At 32.4% G+C, this 19142-nt stretch carries 18 protein-coding genes and 1 riboswitch; of the genes, 17 read left to right on the forward strand and 1 reads right to left on the reverse strand.

All coding sequences use genetic code 11. The annotated features are described in order from the left end of the window. The first annotated feature begins 25 nt into the window (after window positions 1–25). A riboswitch (molybdenum cofactor riboswitch) is annotated at window positions 26–146 on the forward strand. A 131-nt stretch (window positions 147–277) separates the two neighbouring features. The 3 genes from HSACCH_RS08255 to HSACCH_RS08265 all read left to right on the forward strand — a co-directional run bounded on the left by HSACCH_RS08255 (window position 278) and on the right by HSACCH_RS08265 (window position 2615). Further along, on the forward strand, window positions 278–1105 hold the full coding sequence (locus HSACCH_RS08255; protein ID WP_005489132.1) for a substrate-binding domain-containing protein: 828 nt from the start codon (window positions 278–280) through the stop codon (window positions 1103–1105). Between the two features lie 90 nt (window positions 1106–1195). Continuing rightward, entirely contained in the window at window positions 1196–1900 is a 705-nt protein-coding gene (locus HSACCH_RS08260) for an ABC transporter permease (RefSeq protein WP_005489133.1), read from the forward strand. Beyond that, window positions 1887–2615: an ATP-binding cassette domain-containing protein gene (locus tag HSACCH_RS08265; RefSeq protein ID WP_005489135.1), complete on the forward strand. Its 729-nt coding sequence runs from the start codon at window positions 1887–1889 to the stop codon at window positions 2613–2615. The genes HSACCH_RS08260 and HSACCH_RS08265 overlap by 14 nt, the downstream gene beginning before the upstream one ends. Before the next feature lie 77 nt (window positions 2616–2692). On the opposite strand, the gene HSACCH_RS08270 is transcribed toward HSACCH_RS08265, so the two are convergent. Next, entirely contained in the window at window positions 2693–3349 is a 657-nt protein-coding gene (locus HSACCH_RS08270; RefSeq protein WP_005489136.1) for a redox-sensing transcriptional repressor Rex, read from the reverse strand. A gap of 229 nt (window positions 3350–3578) precedes the next feature. On the opposite strand from HSACCH_RS08270, the gene HSACCH_RS08275 reads away from it, so the two are divergent. The 14 genes from HSACCH_RS08275 to HSACCH_RS13595 all read left to right on the forward strand — a co-directional run bounded on the left by HSACCH_RS08275 (window position 3579) and on the right by HSACCH_RS13595 (window position 19115). Beyond that, entirely contained in the window at window positions 3579–5990 is a 2412-nt protein-coding gene (locus tag HSACCH_RS08275; RefSeq protein ID WP_005489137.1) for a Lon protease family protein, read from the forward strand. Between the two features lie 114 nt (window positions 5991–6104). Continuing rightward, a complete protein-coding gene (gene nagA / locus HSACCH_RS08280; protein ID WP_005489138.1) occupies window positions 6105–7250 on the forward strand; it encodes an N-acetylglucosamine-6-phosphate deacetylase in 1146 nt (381 codons plus the stop codon). Window positions 7251–7410: 160 nt separating this feature from the next. Then, window positions 7411–7851 (forward strand): Hsp20/alpha crystallin family protein, encoded by a 441-nt coding sequence (locus HSACCH_RS08285; RefSeq protein WP_005489139.1) that lies wholly within the window; start codon window positions 7411–7413, stop codon window positions 7849–7851. Window positions 7852–8185: 334 nt separating this feature from the next. Then, window positions 8186–8863 carry a GntR family transcriptional regulator gene (locus tag HSACCH_RS08290; protein ID WP_005489140.1) on the forward strand — a complete coding sequence of 226 codons (678 nt, stop codon included), beginning with the start codon at window positions 8186–8188 and terminating at the stop codon, window positions 8861–8863. 147 nt (window positions 8864–9010) lie between these two features. Beyond that, window positions 9011–9877 (forward strand): transketolase, encoded by an 867-nt coding sequence (locus HSACCH_RS08295; protein WP_005489141.1) that lies wholly within the window; start codon window positions 9011–9013, stop codon window positions 9875–9877. Beyond that, window positions 9877–10818: a transketolase family protein gene (locus HSACCH_RS08300; protein WP_005489142.1), complete on the forward strand. Its 942-nt coding sequence runs from the start codon at window positions 9877–9879 to the stop codon at window positions 10816–10818. The genes HSACCH_RS08295 and HSACCH_RS08300 overlap by 1 nt, the downstream gene beginning before the upstream one ends. 118 nt (window positions 10819–10936) lie before the next feature. Further along, complete coding sequence (locus HSACCH_RS08305) at window positions 10937–11950, forward strand: tripartite tricarboxylate transporter substrate binding protein (protein WP_005489143.1); 1014 nt, start codon at window positions 10937–10939, stop codon at window positions 11948–11950. A gap of 95 nt (window positions 11951–12045) precedes the next feature. Continuing rightward, on the forward strand, window positions 12046–12816 hold the full coding sequence (locus tag HSACCH_RS08310) for a hypothetical protein (RefSeq protein WP_005489144.1): 771 nt from the start codon (window positions 12046–12048) through the stop codon (window positions 12814–12816). Between the two features lie 28 nt (window positions 12817–12844). Then, complete coding sequence (locus tag HSACCH_RS08315) at window positions 12845–14365, forward strand: tripartite tricarboxylate transporter permease (RefSeq protein WP_005489145.1); 1521 nt, start codon at window positions 12845–12847, stop codon at window positions 14363–14365. After that, on the forward strand, window positions 14358–15323 hold the full coding sequence (locus tag HSACCH_RS08320; protein ID WP_005489146.1) for a sugar phosphate isomerase/epimerase family protein: 966 nt from the start codon (window positions 14358–14360) through the stop codon (window positions 15321–15323). The genes HSACCH_RS08315 and HSACCH_RS08320 overlap by 8 nt, the downstream gene beginning before the upstream one ends. A 147-nt stretch (window positions 15324–15470) precedes the next feature. Beyond that, window positions 15471–16451 carry a 2-hydroxyacid dehydrogenase gene (locus tag HSACCH_RS08325; protein ID WP_005489147.1) on the forward strand — a complete coding sequence of 327 codons (981 nt, stop codon included), beginning with the start codon at window positions 15471–15473 and terminating at the stop codon, window positions 16449–16451. 18 nt (window positions 16452–16469) lie between these two features. Further along, on the forward strand, window positions 16470–17603 hold the full coding sequence (locus tag HSACCH_RS08330) for a glycerate kinase family protein (RefSeq protein ID WP_005489148.1): 1134 nt from the start codon (window positions 16470–16472) through the stop codon (window positions 17601–17603). A 7-nt stretch (window positions 17604–17610) separates the two neighbouring features. Then, window positions 17611–18579 carry an ATP-dependent 6-phosphofructokinase gene (locus tag HSACCH_RS08335; RefSeq protein WP_005489149.1) on the forward strand — a complete coding sequence of 323 codons (969 nt, stop codon included), beginning with the start codon at window positions 17611–17613 and terminating at the stop codon, window positions 18577–18579. Window positions 18580–18662: 83 nt separating this feature from the next. Beyond that, a complete protein-coding gene (locus tag HSACCH_RS13595; RefSeq protein ID WP_005489151.1) occupies window positions 18663–19115 on the forward strand; it encodes a universal stress protein in 453 nt (150 codons plus the stop codon). The last annotated feature ends 27 nt before the right edge of the window (window positions 19116–19142 follow it).

Here is a 19142-nt window from a genome sequence, read left to right on the forward strand (position 1 = left end):
TAATATGGATATTATTAATGTAAGAATAGTCGCACAACTCCGAGCGCTTTTAAGCTAAGACTTGCATGTTAAGCTTACTGCGCCGATAGGGTTTAAAAGGAAACTTTTGAGCCTCCCGGATGGAAAGGAGTGATCGATATGGATTGCATTATGTTTAATCCGCCTTAAACTTCCGGTAATTATACCGGGAGTTTATTTTTTTGTGTTTTAAAAATATAGGGTTTGATTTTTCTAAAATTAAATCAAAAGTCAATACATTAAAACAAGGGGGATTATTATGTCAATAAAGAAGATTATTTTTTCATTACTTATTTTTATGTTGATCTTTAGTTCAGCTGCGGCTGCTCAAGAGATATTAACAATGGCAACTACAACCAGTACTGAGAATTCTGGGCTTTTAGCTGAATTGATTCCACCTTTTGAAGAAAAGTTTAATGTGCGGGTAGATGTTGTAGCCGTAGGAACTGGAGCTGCAATTGAACTGGGACGGAATGGTGATGCTGATATAATTTTTGTTCATGCCCGGGAAGCTGAAGATGAATTTGTGGCAAATAGCTATGGGGTAAATAGAAGAGATGTAATGTATAATGACTTTGTTATTTTAGGACCAACTTCTGATCCAGCCGGGCTTAGGGATACTGAAAATGCTGCAGAGGCACTAGAAAAAATAGCTGCATCGAAAACAGAATTTGTATCGCGTGGTGATAATTCTGGTACCCATAAGAAAGAATTATCTCTTTGGGATAGTGCTGGAATTAAGCCCGATGGCAGCTGGTATTTAGAAAGTGGTCAGGGTATGGGGCCAAGTATAAATATGGCAGATGAGCGCCAGGCATACATTTTAGCTGATCGAGGAACTTTCTTAGCTTATAGTGGTGATATAGAATTGGAGATATTAAATAGTGGAGATCCTGCTTTATTTAACCCTTATGGGATTATTCCAATTAATCCAGCCTATCATACTCATGTTAATTATCAGATGGCAATGGCTTTTACAGGCTATGTAACTTCTCAACAGGGTCAAAATTTAATAAATAATTATATGAGATACGGAAAACAACTATTTTATCCGTCTGCAATTGAAGAAGATAATCTGGTAGATTAAGCTTATATTTAATAGATAAGAATGGCTGGCTGTAGGATTAATTAGTCTCTACAGCTGGCTCTTTAAAATTTGTTTGACAGGAGGCAAAAAGTGGGCTATTATGCTGATGCAATATATAGAGCTTTAAAACTAATTATAACTATAGATTCTGAAGTACTCAATGTAGTAACAACTTCTCTTAAAATTTCTATTTCTTCAACCTTAATTGCTTCAATTATTTCTGTTCCACTGGCCATCTTAATTGCTAGAAAGAAATTCAAAAGCAAAAAATTTGTAAATATTATTTTGAACACTCTCTTAAGTTTACCTACAGTTGTAGTTGGTATTTTTGTTTATTCTTTAATTTCTCGTCGTGGTGTTCTGGGAGAATTAGAACTTTTATTTACTCCGATTGGTATAATCGTAGGACAGGTAATTTTAATTACCCCCCTTATAACTGCTTTAATTAGGAATGTTATTTTTTCTCTAGATGAAAAATTATATAAAACAGCATTATCAATGGGAGCAAGCCGCAGTCAAAAATTTAAACTTTTGATTTTAGAAGCTCGATATGGAATCATAGGAGCCATAATTGCTGGTTTTGGTAGAGTATTGGGCGAAATTGGAGTCTCTATGATGCTCGGGGGAAATATTAAGGGAGTAACCAGAACAATAACTACTGCCATGTCGTTGGAGACAAATAAAGGTCGTTTTGCTTTTGCCTTGGCATTAGGAATAATACTTTTAACATTATCTTTTTTAATAAATTTTCTAACATATTTTCTGCAGGAGGGAAAAGATTATGCAAGAAGATAAAATTATTGAGGTTAAAAATATTAAGAAAATCTGCAGAGAAAAGAAAATCCTGGATATTGATAATTTTGTAGTTTTAAAAAATAAATTTAATTTTATTGTAGGGGGTAATGGCAGCGGGAAAACAAGTCTATTAAATATTTTAAGTTTAGTTGATCAGGATTATAAGGGTCAACTATATTATAAAGGTAAAAAAATTGATAAAACTGCTGAAAATTTAGAGTTAAGAAGGAAGTTTTCCGTTATTTGGCAAGATCCATACTTGTATCGGGGTGATGTTTTTTATAATATTGCTCTGCCATTAAAGCTGCGTAATTATAAGTCGAAGATAATAGAAAACAAAGTGAAAGAAATATCTGAAAAAATTGAAATCAAAAAACTGTTAAATCAATCAGCATTTACTCTTTCAGGTGGGGAAAAGCAGAAAGTCTCTATTGCGAGAGCTTTAATTACTGAACCTGAAATTTTATTTGTAGATGAAGCTACAACAAATTTGGATGAAGAAAGTATCCAATTTTTTAATTCTCATTTTGCTGATCTAGTAACAGATGAAATGACAGTTGTGATGGTCAGCCATGATAGAAGACAGATTAAACTTCTAGCTGACTATATAACTTTACTTCATAAAGGAAAAGTAAAAATTAGCAGAGAAATTAATGAGTTCAAATTTCAGCTTTTTGGCGAAGGGATTGAAACCCCTATTGCTGAATTAGTATAGATTTGAGTTATAATTTTTGATATAAATTTAAGAACTAAGTAAAGATCTAAAAATTTATTTTGCTTAAAACTGAGATGTTATTCAATTTCTGAGTCATTAATTCTAATTTGATTCATTTTTACTGATAATTTACAAAGGCCTTCATTAATTAATTGTTCTTCTAATAGAATATCATCTGGTACTTTTAAAGGAACTTCAGTAAAGTCCCAGATTGCTTTAATGCCAGCAGTTACCAGGCGGTCAGTTATTTTTTGAGCAGCTGCACCGGGAACTGTAAGAGCTGCCACATCAACCTCATTGTTTTTAATAAACTCTTCTAAAAAATTAATGTTTTTTATTTCAATATCATTGATTACAAGTCCGATTAAGTTAGGGTTTTTATCAAATATTGCAGTAAGTTCATATCCGCGTTCAAAATAGCCTTTATTATAAGCTAGAGCCTGACCTAAATGTCCAGCCCCAATTAAAATAATTTTTTTCTGATAGTTAAATCCCATAATAATATTGATCTGTTGAAAAAGGCAAAAGATATCATAACCATAACTTTTTTTACCGAAAGTGCCAAAATAACTTAAATCTTTACGAATTAAAGAACTGCTAAATCCTGTTAGTTGAGCGAGTTCCTCAGATGAAACATATTTTTTATTTGATTTTTGCAAATTCTTTAAATATTTGTAATAAACCGGCAGTCTACCAATGATTATGTCTGGAATATTGTATGAATCTTTTCCCATATTTATCTCTCCTTTAAAATATTGTTAAAAATATAACATATCTTATGTTCATTTTATCTTAGCTGAAATTTTTTTTCAACTTTTATGGCATAATTTAGCTAAATTAAAAGTAGTAGCTTTTTTAAGCAGGATATAGTTTGTTTTTGCCGAATTTATTAAATAAGAGCTTTAGTCAGAATTTTCATAATTATTTTTTGGAAATAATAATTAAATGTAAGGAGTGCATAAAATGGATAAATATAAAATTAAAATTTCAAATTTAGATTATAATTTTAATTCAGACGAATTAGATTTTGAAACTACTAAGGAACTTTCTGCAATCGATGAAGAGATAATTGGTCAAAATAGAGCAGCATCTTCTTTGGACTTTGGAATGAGGGTTAATAAAAAAGGATATAATATTTTTATGGCTGGTGAATCTGGAACTGGGAAATCAACTTATGCTGAGAATATGGCAGAAGAAAAGGCTGCAGAAATGGATCAGCCTAAAGATATCTTATATGTATTCAACTTTTCAGAGCCAGAAATACCAAGAGTTATGCGGGTGCCAGCTGGGATGGGTAATGAGTTAAAAAATGATATGGATAAAATTGTTGAAGAATTACAGGAAGAAATTCCACGTGCTTTCGAAGGCGAAGAATACGAAAAAGAAAGAAAAGAAATATTGAATGAATATCAGCCCAAATCGAATAAACTGATGCAGGAATTTGAATCTTCAGCTAAAGAGAGAGGTTTTTTGCTTCAAAACACATCTCAAGGTTTAGTTCCAGTTCCGATTGATGAAGATGGAGAACCGATTTCTAGAGAAGATTTTCAAGAAATGGATGAAGATAAAAAAGAAGAAATCCGTAATGAAAGCCAAAAAATACAAAATGAAATTTCGCAGGTTATGCGGGAAATTCGCTCAATTAAAGAAAAGGCACAAGATGAGCTTTCAGCTTTAGAAAAAAAGATTGGCATTTCTATTGTACAGCCGATAATTTGTCACTTGAAAAATCAATATGAAGACTGTGAAGAAATAGTAGATTATTTAGAAGAAGTACAGGAAGATATTGTAGATAATATTGATCGCTTTCGCAATGAAAATGATAAAAAACAGCAAAATCCATTTATGGCAATGCAGCAGGATGATGACGGCAGTTTCTTTGTCCGCTATCAAATTAATATATTTGTTAATAACAATAAGACTGAGGGAGCTCCAGTCATTTATGAAAAAAACCCAACATACTACAATTTGTTTGGAAAAATAGAAGGTAAGAGCCAATTTGGAACGATTACTACTAATTTTACAATGATTAAAAGTGGATCACTGCATCAAGCAAATGGAGGTTTTTTAGTTGTTCATGCGAAAGATCTATTGACAAGCCCCTTTTGCTGGGATACTCTGAAAAGAGCTTTAATAAATCAAGAAATAACCGTAGAAAATATAGGTGAGCAGTATCGAAGTGTCCCAATTATTACTTTAAAACCAGAAGCTGTAGAACTGGATTTAAAGATTATTATGATTGGCTCTCCTTATATTTATTATCTGCTTTATAACTATGATGAAGAATTTTCTGAGCTCTTTAAAATTAAAGCTGATTTCGATACAGAGATGAAAAGAAATAAAGAAAACATTTCTAAATTTGCTGATTTTATATCTTCTGTAATTAATAGAGCGGAACTTAAAGAATTTAGTGCCGAAGCAGTAGCAGAAATGATTAATTTTAGTTCTCGTTTAACTGGAGATCGCGAAAAATTGTCAACAAAATTTAATGAAATTATAGAAATTTTATTTGAGTCAGATGTATGGGCAGATAGTTATGACGAAGAAGTAGTTAGTGCCAGTTCTGTTAAAAAAGCAATTGATGAAAAAGAAATGCGGTCTAATCTGCTGGAAGAAAAAATACAGGAACAGATAGATAGAGATCATTTACTGCTGGATGTTAGTGGACAAGAAGTCGGACAAATTAATGGGCTTTCTGTTTATCAAGCAGGCAATTACAGTTTTGGTCGCCCTGCTAGAATTACTGCTCGTAGTTATCTGGGCAAAGAAGGTGTAATAAATATTGAGCGCGAAGCTAAGATGAGTGGTCGGATTCACAGTAAAGGTGTAATGATACTTACCGGTTATTTAGGTGGTAAATATGCTCAGGATGCACCTTTAAGTTTGACAGCTTCGATCGCCTTTGAGCAAAGTTATGGTGGAGTTGATGGTGATAGTGCAACCTGTGCTGAAGTAGTGGCTCTTTTGTCGTCACTTTCAGCCACCCCTATCAGACAGGATATAGCAATAACTGGTTCTATGAATCAGAAAGGGGTTGTCCAACCTATTGGTGGGGTCAATGAAAAAATAGAAGGATTTTTTAAGGTCTGTAAGTCAAAAGGACTTACAGGTGAACAGGGAGTAATTATTCCTAAAAGAAACCTTGATAATTTAATGTTAGATCAAGAAGTTATTGAAGCAGTAGATCAGGGTAAATTTAATCTCTATAGTATTGAAAAAATTGATCAGGCTTTAGAAATTATGCTCGACACAGAAGCTGAAAAAATACACACTGCAGTTAAAGAAAAATTGGCAGAGTATGCAGAATTTGATACCGAAGACTATGATGAAGAAAATAAAACGAACTCTGATAACTCTGAGAATGAAGATAATTAAAAAGAAACTAATAAAAATAATAAATAAATGAAGCTATAATTTATCTAAAAATGTTGCATATTTTCTTTTAATTTAAGCCTGAATCCGATAAATTATAGTTAGAGGTGAAAATCAATGGAAAAACTAATTATAAATGCAAATATAATTTTAGAAGATAAAATAATTAATAGTGGGTCTGTGCTTTTTTCTGAAGCGGATGCTGAAATAGAAAAAGTCGCTTCTTATAATTTGGAAGTGGATAATGAGACGGAAGTTATTGATGCTCAAGGAGGTTATTTGGCGCCAGGAATGATTGATACTCATATCCATGGTGGTGGTGGATATGATACTATGGATGCTTCTCCCGAAGCTCTTGCTAAAATTAGTGAGGTCTTGGCTTCACATGGCATAACTTCTTTTCTGCCAACAACGATGACGATGGCCAAAAATGAAATTCATACTGCTTTAAAAAATATTCGCCAGGCTAAAAAAAATGGACTAGCTGGAGCCCAGGTTTTAGGAACCCATGTAGAAGGACCTTTTATTAGTCCAGACTATATTGGGGCTCAAAATAGTGATAATTTAATTAAGCCCGATCTAGAATTGCTTCGAGATTATTACGATGTTGTTGAGATTGTTACCATGGCCCCTGAAATTAGTGGTTCTTTAGAATTGATAAAAGAACTCAAAGAAAATAATATTACTGCTTCAGCCGGGCACTCTGCAGCTACTTATGAAGAATTTCAGCAGGCATATAAAGCGGGTATGAACCATTTTACCCATTTATATAATGCAATGACCGGGTTGCATCATCGAAAGCCCGGACTGGTAGGTGCAGCTTTAGATTCTGATTCCACAGTTGAATTAATTGTTGATTTAATTCATCATCATCAGGCAGTAGACCGTTTTACAATTCAAGCTAAGGGTGTAGATAAAGTAATTCTAGTGTCTGATGGTATGGAAGCAACTGGCCTTGAGGCTGGAGAATATGAGCTTGGTGGTCAAAAAGTAATAGTTAAAGATGGTGCTGCCAGATTAGAGTCTGGAGTTCTTGCAGGAAGTGTCTTAACTTTAGACCAAGCTGTACGAAATTTGATGGAAGTCACTGATCTATCTTTGGCAGATATATTTAAGATGGTAAGCTTAAACCCAGCTCGAAAATTAAATTTAGATCATAAATTAGGTAGAATCAAGCCTGGTTATCAGGCAGATTTAGTGCTCTTTGATCAGGATTTTAAAGTTCAAAAAACATTTATCAAAGGGAAGAGATTTATACAGTAAAATTGAGAATAAGCTAGAATCAATGATTTAATCTAGAATAATAAAAAAATTAACCTAAATCAACCATTTTAGTTTTTTGACCTTCTCTGACTTTAGTCTTATAATATTAGTAGAAAATAAAAGTCAAAAAATAATATTAATCAAATTCGGAGGTGGTTTTATGTTTGATTTAGTACCATTTAGAAACCGCAATCGGAGAGATGTAGCTGAGAGAGACGAAGATCCTTTCAACAGTCTGGTTTCCGATTTCTTTGGTGATGTAATGGATTATGCAGGACGCAGTTTTAGAGCTGATATTAAAGAAAGTGATGAGGAATATACCATTGAAGCTGAAATGCCAGGTATGAAAAAGGAAGATATTCAGCTTGAAATTGATGATGATTATCTAACAATTTCTGCTGAACACAAAGAAGAAAAAGAAGAAAAAAATGATAATTATATTCGTAGAGAGAGAAGACAAGGTAGATATACCCGTCGTTTTTACCTTGAAAATGTAGATCAAGATGATATTAATGCAGAATATGATGATGGAATATTAAAAGTTCATCTACCAAAAGAAGAAAAAACTCCAGTTAAAAAGCGTACTATCGAAATAGAATAAGTTTTGTTAAAGTCTATATACCGGCCTTTTGGCCGGTTTTTCAATATCAAATCCATACTTCAATTATTTAATTATTATCTTAATATTTTAAAAAAAATAAAAATATTTTAAATTTAATATTGAATTCAAAATTAAATGTGTTATAATATACTTAAAGTTAATAAGAAAGTCGGAATATTTATAATCTAGATTTTCTAAAAATTTAATCATTTAAATTTATATTAGGTAAAAAAATTTAATATAAAATTTTGAATTCAATATTAAATATGCTATAATATATTAAAAGTTAATTTGTTAAGATAAATAAAATCTTAAAAGTGGGGATAATGATCTTATGAGTATTTCAACAAATAAAAGTGATTATGAAAATTTAAATAGTTATTTATATCGAACAATAAAAGAAATGATCTGGAATAAAGAACTGGAACCAGGAGATAAAATAAAGCAGGAGCATGTTGCAAATGAACTAGGAGTAAGCAGAACTCCACTAATAAAAGTTTTAGAAAGATTAACTACTGAAAAGATGGTAGAATATATACCACGTAGAGGTTATTATGTCAAAGATGTAGATTTCGAAGAAATGTTAGAAATTTTTGATGTGAGAATAATCTTAGAAGTAGTTGCAATTAAAAAATTTATTCTTCAGGCAACTGATGAAGAAATTGAAGATTTAAGTAAATGTTTCAGTTGTTTTGACAATGATAATTGGGATAAAGAGAAAATAGAGAAATACAGAGTCTGTGATCAGGAATTCCATAAAAGTATTATTGAACAGACAAATAATAATCTAATAAAAGAAATAAATGAGATGTTTAATATTTATCGTTTTAGTTATCAAAAAGGTTTAATGAGAGAACCAAAAGAAACTATTTCAGAACATAAAAACATAGTAAACGAAATGAAAAAAAGAAATATCAGAGAGGCCCAGATGTTAATGATGGATCATTTAGAAAAAAGTAGAGAAAATATTTGTGTAGTATATGAAAACAGCAAAAATAATTCTTTAAATTGATTATTTTTGTTTTTTATTTAATTTTGAATTCAATATTCAATATTTAATTTAAAAAGGAGGGGATTACTAATCAATTGTAGAAATAATAATATAGTTTTCAAAAAATAGCATTAAAATTCACAATATTATATTAAAGGAGGGGTTAGTTTGTTTCATACTGTAGGTAATAGTAATCAAATATATTCAAGAAATGAATTAGTTAAAGAATTAGAGAAGAAATCAAATCAGATTAGAACTGATATTTTAGATATGATTTATAAAGCTGGCAAAGGCCATCCTGGAGGTTCTTTTTCAGCAACTGAAATAGTAACAACACTTTATTTTTCGGTTTTAAATATTGATCCAGAAAATCCTGATTGGGAAGGTAGAGATAGGTTTATTTTATCTAAAGGTCATGCCTGTCCTGTCTGGTATGCAAATTTAGCTAGAAGAGGCTATTTTGATGTCAGCCATCTTGGCACATTAAGAAAAATGCATTCAATTTTGCAGGGGCACCCTGTAATGACAAAAACTCCAGGGGTAGATATTAATACAGGTTCTTTAGGTAACGGACTTTCTTTAGGTCTGGGAATGGCTTTAGCTACAAAAAATAATGGCAATAATTATGATGTTTATGTTGTATTAGGAGATGGTGAAATCCAGGAAGGTATGATCTGGGAGGCCGCTATGGCAGCAGGACATTATCGCCCTAATAATTTAACTGCAGTTGTAGATTATAATGGACTTCAAAATGATGGTAAATCTAAAGATATTATGAGTATTGAGCCAATTACAGATAAATGGGAAGCCTTTGGCTGGAATGTAAAAGAGATAGATGGTCATGATATTAATGATATTTTAAATGGCTTTGAATGGGCTCAAAAATTATGTGGACCTTCAGTTTTAATCGCTCATACTCAAAAAGGTAAAGGGGTTTCTTTTATGGAAAGTGTAGTTGAGTGGCATGGAAAGGTTCCAAATGAAGAAGAGTTTGAGCAAGCAATGAAGGAATTAGAAGCAGAGGTGAGTAAATAATGACAGATATGGCAACCAGAAAAGCTTTTGGTGAGGCTCTAATTGAGCTGGGAAAAGTGAATGAAGATATAGTAGTCTTAGATGCAGATATTTCTAAGTCCACTAATTCTGTTCATTTCCATAATAAGTTTCCTGAAAGAGCTTATAATATGGGAATTGCAGAGCAAAATATGGTTGGAGTGGCAGCTGGGATGGCCTCAACAGGTTTGCCTGTTTTTGCTACAACCTATGCAGTATTTGCCAGTATGCGGGCTTTGGAGCAGGTAAGAACATTTATCTGTTATCCAGAATTAAATGTAAAAATTGTGGCAAGCCATGGTGGACTACAGGTTTCGTCAGATGGTGCTTCTCATCAGGGATTAGAAGATATTGCAATTATGAGAGCAGTTGCAAATATGACAATTGTTCAACCAGCTGATGCAGCATCAACCAAAAAGGCTGTTTTTGCAGCAGCAGAATTTGATGGACCGATGTATATTAGATTAATGAGAAATCCAGTTCCTGCAGTTTATGAGGAAGAAATGGACTTTGAAATTGGAAAAGGAAATGTTTTAAAAAGCGATGATAATGCTGATTGTACAATTGTTGCAACAGGCCTAATGGTCCATAAAGCTTTAGCAGCAGCAGAAACACTTAATAAAGAAGGTTTAAATTTAAGGGTGATTGATATTCATACAATTAAACCAATTGATGAAGAGCTTTTGGTTAAGGCTGCAGAAGAAACTGGTGCAGTAGTAACAGCTGAAGACCATAATATCATTGGTGGACTTGGTGGAGCAGTATCAGAAGTTCTGTCAACTAAGATGCCAGTTCCAGTTGAAATAATTGGTGTTCAGGATTGCTTTGGAGAATCAGGAGATCCTGAAGAACTATTTACTGAATATTGTATGAATACTGAACATATAGTTGAAGCAGTCAAAAGAGTTGTGAAAAGAAAATAGGCTTAATAATTTTTTGAGGGAGGGGATAAAAATAAGTTAAATTTTTAGAATCTTATCATCTTTATAATTCTTCGAAATATTAACTTTAATTTTCAATCAAAAAACAGGAGGGTAAAAAATGAAAAAAAGCTTATTAATCACTTTAGTTTTAGTATTAGCACTGAGTAGTCTGGCAATGGCGGCAAGGGAATATCCAGCTAGACCAATTACAGATGTTGTTGTTTGGGGAGCTGGTGGTGGAACTGACACATGTAATCGTATTGTAGCTGGTGAGATGAGTAAGATCCTTGGTGTTAATGTTAATGTAACTAATAAACCAGGTGGAGTAGCAGGATCAATTGGTTTAAACTATGGTTATAATCAGCCGCATGATGGTTATACAATTACAGGACTTTCGGAATCTAATGTTACATCTGCTGTAATGGGCGGTTTTGATAAGAGATTTAACGTTTGGTATCCATTTATTGTTGGTGGTTCTCCTGATATTGTTTCTGTAACACCTGATAGTCCTTATCAGACTTTAGAAGATTTAATTGCAGCAGCCAAAGAAAATCCTGGTGAAATTAGAGCTACAGCAGCTGGTGCTGGTTCAATTCACCACTTAAACTTTTTGGCTCTGGAAGATGGTGCTGAAATCGAATTTAACTTAATTCCTTATCCAGGTTCATCTCCTGCTCAAAATGCAGCAATGACTGGAGAAGTTTCAGTAGTTATTACTTCACTTGCAGAACAGCAGCAGTTAATTCGCGGTGGCAAGTTAAGACCATTAGCTACTTTAACTAAAGATTCTATGGAATTAGAAGGAGTAGGAACAATTCCTTCTGGTTTAGAAATAGAACCTTCATTAACAGATTACTTACCTATTTCTCAGGCAATTGGTATGGCTGTACCTAATGATGTTCCAGATGATGTAAAAGCTAAGCTTACAGATGCATTTACTAAAGCATTGGAAACAGATACAGTAAAAGATTGGGCAGAAAAGAACTATTATATTCTTTCCGGTAAAACAGGAGAAGAAGCTCAAGAAGTATTTGCAAAACTAGAATCTAACTTTAGTTGGACATTATGGGAGCTTGGAACAGCAGAAGTTAATCCTGCTGAACTTGGAATTCCAAAACCTGGCGCAATGTAATAAATTGATTGAAAGTGCACAGTTTGTTTAAAATAAGATATTTATTCAGACTGTGCACTAATTATGTTTTTTCTATTTGAAAGGGGCAGTTTCTAATGGAGAATAATCAAAACAAAGAATTAAGAATACAGGATTTTGTGACAAGTATTATATTATTTATCTTCGGATTATTTATAATAATTGGAGCATCTCAAATGCCGGTATCCAGCAGTTATGGGGGAGTTAAAAATGTTTGGTATGTTTCTCCAGCATTATTTCCTTTTATAATCGGTGGTTCAATGTTAGTCTTGTCTATACTACTGGGATTTGTTGCTGTTAAAGAAGTTGGAATGGAAAGCATTAAAAAAAGAGTAGTTCATTTTGGTGATGATGGTCTGATGGGGACAATTCTTAAGGAAAGGAATCTTCGCTATATAGCTATTTTATCTTTCTTTGTCTTTTATGTATATTTATTTATACCCCGAATAGATTATTTTCTTGCTACAGTTAACTTTCTTTTAGTATTTATGTCTATTTTCTATTTTGATGATTACAGTCTCTTAAAAAAGTTATATAAGTTTTATCTTATGGGTTCACTTATATTTTTAGCTTATTTTATTTTAAATATTGATCATCTTTTTGTGTTAATTCCGAATTTTACTGATTATCTATTTATGTTATTTATTGCAGCCTATTATTTTTATACAAAATCAGTTATTAGGAGTTCAGATTTAAAACATAAATTTAGAGTTAGTTTAATTTTATCATTTTTAGTGCCTTTGTTCATAGTACCATTATTTAAATATTTCTTGTTGGTTATACTACCTTATGAAGGTGTAATAATCAAAGTAATGAACTTAATAGCATATGATATATTAGGATTGTAAAAGCTCATAATAGAAAGGAGGTAAATAAATGTTCATAATAGAAAGATTGGCAGAATTTTTTATGATGATGGGACACCTGGTATCTACTCCTTTAAATGTGATGATACTTTTTGGCTCAGTTTTTATGGGAATAATTTTTGGTTGTACTCCCGGATTGACAGCGACTTTGGGGGTAGCTCTTTTAACAACATTAACATATGGAATGGAAACTAATACTGCTTTAATTGCTCTAATGGCAATTTATGTTGGTGGTGTTTATGGAGGTTCATATTCTGCAATTTTGATAAATATTCCAGGTACAGCAGCAGCAGCTGCAACTGCTGTAGATGGTTATCCATTAGCAAAACGTGGTGAAGGTGGTAAAGCAATAGGAATTACCACAACTGCTTCTGCAATTGGGACTGCAATTGGAATGTTATTTGTAGTAAGCATATCCCCAATAATTTCAAGTTTTGCAATGGAATTTACTTCATGGGAATTTTTCTTATTAGCGTTTTTCGGTATTATGATGAGTGGAACACTAACAACTCCTGACTTAGCTTTCAAAGGTTGGATTGCGGGCTTAATTGGTTTATTTATGGCAATTGTCGGTAGAGATGTTTTGCAGTTCTATCCTCGATTTACTTTTGGTATTTCACAGCTTGATAGTGGTATCGAAGTAGTTCCAGTTTTAATTGGAGCATTTGGAATTCCACAAATCATTAAAGTATTAAGAGAAGGTAACAAACTTGCTAAATGCGAAGATCTTCAGAGAATATTACCTGAGTTTAAAACAATATTTAAACATACTCCGGATATTCTTAGATCTTCCTTAATTGGTGTAGGAATAGGATCGATTCCTGGAGTTGGTGAAGATATTGCAGGTTGGGTTTCTTATGGTGCAGCTAAAAAATCTTCTAAAAACCCAGAGAAATTTGGGACTGGAGTTTATAAAGCGATAGTGTCTACTGAAACTGCAAATAATTCCTGTATAGGAGGGGCCATGATTCCTCTGCTTAATTTAGGAGTGCCTGGAAGTCCACCTGCAGCAATGCTCTTAGGAGCTTTACTCTTACATGGTATAAATCCTGGTCCATTAATTAATTTTGACCATCCAGGATTTATCTTAAGAATTGCAGCAATTCTACTGCTTGCATCAGTAGCAATGTGGATTATAGGTATGCTTTTAGCAAAACAGGTTGTAAAAATACTGAGGGTGCCATCACCTTTATTTATGCCGATAATTGGTGCTTTATGTATAATTGGTTCTTATGCGATAGGAATGAATGTTTTTAACCTTTATTTGATGATTCCAATAGGTGTTATTTCTTATTACTTAACTGAAATGAAATATCCAATTGCACCACTTGTTATGGGAGTTATACTTGGGCCCATGGCAGATGAAAACTTAAGAAGGGGTTTAATGATTTCTAAAGGTAGTTTTATGACAATTTTCCAAAGACCAGTAGCTTTAATTTTATTTTCAATAATAATGATCATGATTTTAAGTCAAACACCTATATTTAGTAAAATAAAAACAATCATAAAAGGAGTGGGGAATAATGAATAGAAGTGATTACAAATACTCGGTTATAACAGGTTTCTTAGGTGGTCTACAGGATAGATTCATCAAATACGCTAAAGATAAAGATATGGAGGCAATTTTAGAAACAGCTGCTAATATAAAAGGCTGTTCAGGAGTAGAGGTTATCTATCCTCAAAATTTTACAGATGCAGTTAAATTCAAAAAAATGTTAGATAATCAGGGTTTAGAATGTTCTTCAGTTAATTTAAATCTTAAATCAGAAGAGAAATTTAAGTACGGTTCAATTACTAATCCTGATCCTGCTGTTAGAAAAGAATCAGTTAAATATTTAAAAGCAGCAATGGATGCTTCAGTTGAGCTTGGGAGTAATTTGATAACTGTCTGTCCACTTGGTGATGGTTCTGATTATCCATTTGAATTTGATTATGTAAGAGGTTTCAATGATGCACTTGAATGTGTAAGTGAGGCAGCAGAATATCGTGATGATGTAAAAATTAGTTTAGAGTATAAACTAAATGAAACTAGAATGCACTGTATCTTACCTGATGCTGGTAAAACTGCATATTTCTGTAATCTAGTTGATAAAGATAATGTTGGAGTAACAGTTGATATTGGACATTCATTACTTGCTGGAGAGGTTCCTGCTGATTCAATTGGATTTTTAGGAGCTACAGATAGATTGTTTTATGTTCATATAAATGATAATTATAGAAACTGGGACTGGGATATGGTTCCGGGTACAGTAAATTTCTGGGATTACATTGAAGTTCTGCTTTACTTAGAGAAGGTAGGTTATAAGGGTTGGATTACAGCAGATGTATTTCCACAGAGAAATGATCAGGTAAAAGTTATGGAAAAAACATTTGAATGGATGGACTATTTCTTTGAAATAGCTGCTAGAATTGACCATGATAAAATCTTTGAAATGATGAATGAGAATCAACCATTTGAAATTTTAGATTACGTTCGTTCTCAGATATAAGTTAATTTAATAAAACATAAATTTATATTTGAATAGATATTTCAAATATTATTAGAATACAACACGGCAGCTGAAATTATATATTTCAGCTGCTGTCTATTATAATTTTTATAAAACGTTTTTAAGATTGTAAAGGGGGTTTTAAGATTGTCTAAAGATAAAAGAGTATATGTTACAAGAAAATTACCAAAAAAAGCACTGGAAATGCTTGAAAGAGAGTTTAAAGTTGAAGTTAATCCACATGATAGAGTAATGACTAGAGAAGAGTTAGAAACAGCAGTAAAAGATATTGATGGCTTGCTGTGTTTATTAACTGATTCAATTGACTCGGAGCTTCTAGAACTAAATCCTGATTTAAAGGTTATTGCAAACTATGCTGTAGGATATAATAATATTGATGTAGAGGCTTGTACTAAAAAAGAAATTAAAGTCTCTAATACGCCTGGGGTTTTAACTGATACTACAGCTGATTTTGCCTGGACACTACTAATGGCTGCAGCACGAAGAATTATTGAGGCAGATAAATTTACTAGAGCCGGTAAATATAAGGGCTGGGGACCAATGATGTTTTTAGGTGGAGATATTTATGGGAAAAAACTGGGGATAATTGGGATAGGTAGAATTGGCAGGGCTTTTGCCCGTAGAGCAAAGGGTTTTGATATGGATTTTTATTATTATGATGTAAATAGACTGGAAAAAGCAGAAGAAAAGAGACTTGGTTTAGAATATAAAAATTTTGAGGATTTATTAAAAGAATCAGATTTTATTAGTCTTCATGTTCCGCTTATTCCTCAAACTAGACATTTGATTGGAGAAGAAGAACTAAAATTAATGAAAGAAACTGCCTATTTAATAAACACAGCTAGAGGTCCAATTATAGATGAAAAAGCTCTAGTCTGGGCTTTGAAAAATGGTGAAATTGCTGGGGCTGGACTTGATGTTTATGAAGAAGAACCGAATTTATATTCTGATCTAGATAAATTAGATAATACTGTACTAACTCCGCATATAGCCAGTGCCAGTATTGAAACAAGAACTAAAATGGCAACTATGGCAGCAGAAAACTTAATTGCTGGTTTAAAAGGAAAAGAAATGCCCAATTTAATAAATAAAGAGGCTGTTAGCTAAGATTTAGGAGGAATAGATATGAATATAGTTGTAGCTCCTGATTCATTTAAAGGAAGTATGTCAGCTATGGAAGCAGCAGAAAATATAGAAATTGGTATCAAAAAGATATTAGCTAATCCAAAAATAGAAAAAATACCTATGGCTGATGGTGGGGAAGGTACTATCCAGGCTTTAATTGATTCAAGAAATGGGATTATCATAAAGTCTCTAGTTACTGGTCCTCTGGGTAAAAAAATAGAATCACATTTTGGTCTGATAGAACAAGAAAAAATAGCAGTAGTTGAAATGGCTGCTGCTTCTGGTTTACCTCTAGTTTCCAAGGAAAAGCTTGATCCAACTATTACAACTACATATGGTACAGGTGAGTTAATCTCTAAAGCTTTAGATTATGATATTAATAAGTTAATTATTGGGATTGGAGGTAGTGCCACAAATGATGCTGGAGTTGGTATGGCCCAGGCTTTAGGAGTTAGCTTTTTAGATAAAAATGGTAATGAAATAGGATATGGTGGAAAAGAACTGGATAAAATTGAAAATATTGATATGAGCGGTCTTGATCCTAGATTGAATAATCTGGAAATTGAAGTTGCCTGTGATGTTAATAATCCATTGTTTGGCCCTAATGGAGCTGCTTATGTTTATGCTCCTCAAAAAGGAGCAGCTAAAAAAGAGGTTGAATTATTAGATAATAAACTAAGATATTTTAATGAAAAGATTAAAGAAATATTTAAGCTTGATCTACAGTCAATTGCTGGTAGTGGAGCAGCTGGTGGATTAGGTGCTGGGTTAAAAGTTTTTTTAGATGCCAGATTAAAATCTGGTATAGAAATTGTTTTAGAAGTAAATAAAGTAGAAGCAAAAATAGCAAATGCTGATTTAGTTATAACTGGTGAAGGTAAGCTGGATGGACAAACGCTCCAAGGCAAAACTCCAATTGGTGTTGCAAAATGTGCAAAAAAATATAATATTCCTGTTGTAGCAATTGTAGGAGAAATTGGTGTGGATGTTGAAAAAGTACTGAAAGAAGAAATTGATTGTGTTTTTTCTATTATACAGAAAGCATGTTCTTTAGAAGAGGCAATGGAATCTTCTAAAAAATGGATTCAATTTTCTGCAGAGCAAATTATTCGTTTAACTAATATGTGGATGTGATATTAAAATGAAAAAAATTGGAATATTAACAAGTGGAGGCGATGCTCCTGGCATGAATGCTGCAATTTATGCTGTATTCAATAGAGCAAAGTCAAATGGAATAAGTGTAATAGGGATCAAAAAAGGTTATAAAGGCCTGATTAACGATGAATTTTTTGAGATGCAGGCAGCAGATGTTGAAGGGATTTGTAAAAGAGGTGGCACTATATTAAAATCTGCCCGCTCAAAAAGATTTAAAACTAATGAAGGCCAAAAATTAGCCATTAAAATTTTAGAATCTCGAGGTATTGAAGGATTAGTGGTTATCGGGGGTAATGGTTCACTTCAGGGAGCAAAAGCCTTAGCTGAAAAAACAGATATGAAAATCATAGGGGTTCCCAGTTCTATAGATAATGATATTAATGGATGTGATTTAAGTATTGGCTTTAGCAGTGCCTGTGATATAGTTACAAAAAGTATTGATAATATTAAAGATACAGCAGTTTCTTTTCATACAGATAAGCCCAGAATCTTTGCGGTTGAAGCAATGGGTAGAAGAAGTGGTTGGATTTCAGTAATGGCTGGAATGGCAGCAGAAGCAGATTTGATAATCATTCCTGAAGAAAATCCATCAATTAAGTGTATAGCAAATAATATCAGAAATGTTTTAAGTAAAAAAAATGATTGTGTTATTTTATATGCAGAAGGTATAAGTAGATCTGATAACTTTATTGAAAAATTAAAAAGTGAATTAGGTTATAGAATCAGACATTCATTATTGGGATTTCAGCAAAGAGGAGGATCTCCAACAACGAGTGATAGAATTTTAGCTTTAAGAATGGGGAATGCTGCTGTAGATAAAATATTAGAAGGTGATAGTGGTAAATTTATAACTATTCAGTCAGATAAAATTCAAGTTAAAGAGTTAGATAATAGAGAGGATTTATTTTATTATAATAAGTATTTAGAATTATTTTCTGATAAAATAGTTAAATGATAAAATCTTTATATTTATGTGGCCAAAAATTTTAATAGAATTGATTTATATTTCCAAAATATTTTTTGAGGAGTGAAAAGTAAATGATAAAGATTTTAGTTGCGATTAAAGGTGCTGACAGCTGTTCGAAAGTTGCTCAAAAAGCTCAAGAACTAGCTCTGCTCTGTAAAGGAGAAGTAACTTTTATAACAATAGTTAGTAATGAAATGGGCTTAATTACTTCCAAAGAAAAATTAGAAACGACTGAAGAAAATTTAAATATAAAAAAATCTGAAAAAAATAAAGCTTTAAAAACCTGTAGTATGGTCTATGGTCAGTGTGAACGCAAATTGGGAGAAAAGGGTTTAGAGACTAAAAGAGTAGTTAAAGAGGGTAATTATCCAGCTGAAGATATTTGTAAATACGCTGATGAAAATAATTTTGATTTATTAGTGATAGCAGATAAAGGTGATACAAAATTAAAAGATAAATTATTAGGCAGTACTACAGAAAAGATTGTAAGGGAGTCCAAAACTTCAGTTTTAGTTGTTAAATAATGAAAATTGATAATATATTATTTTGAT

Source organism: Halanaerobium saccharolyticum subsp. saccharolyticum DSM 6643 (genome assembly GCF_000350165.1).
Taxonomy (GTDB): domain Bacteria; phylum Bacillota; class Halanaerobiia; order Halanaerobiales; family Halanaerobiaceae; genus Halanaerobium; species Halanaerobium saccharolyticum.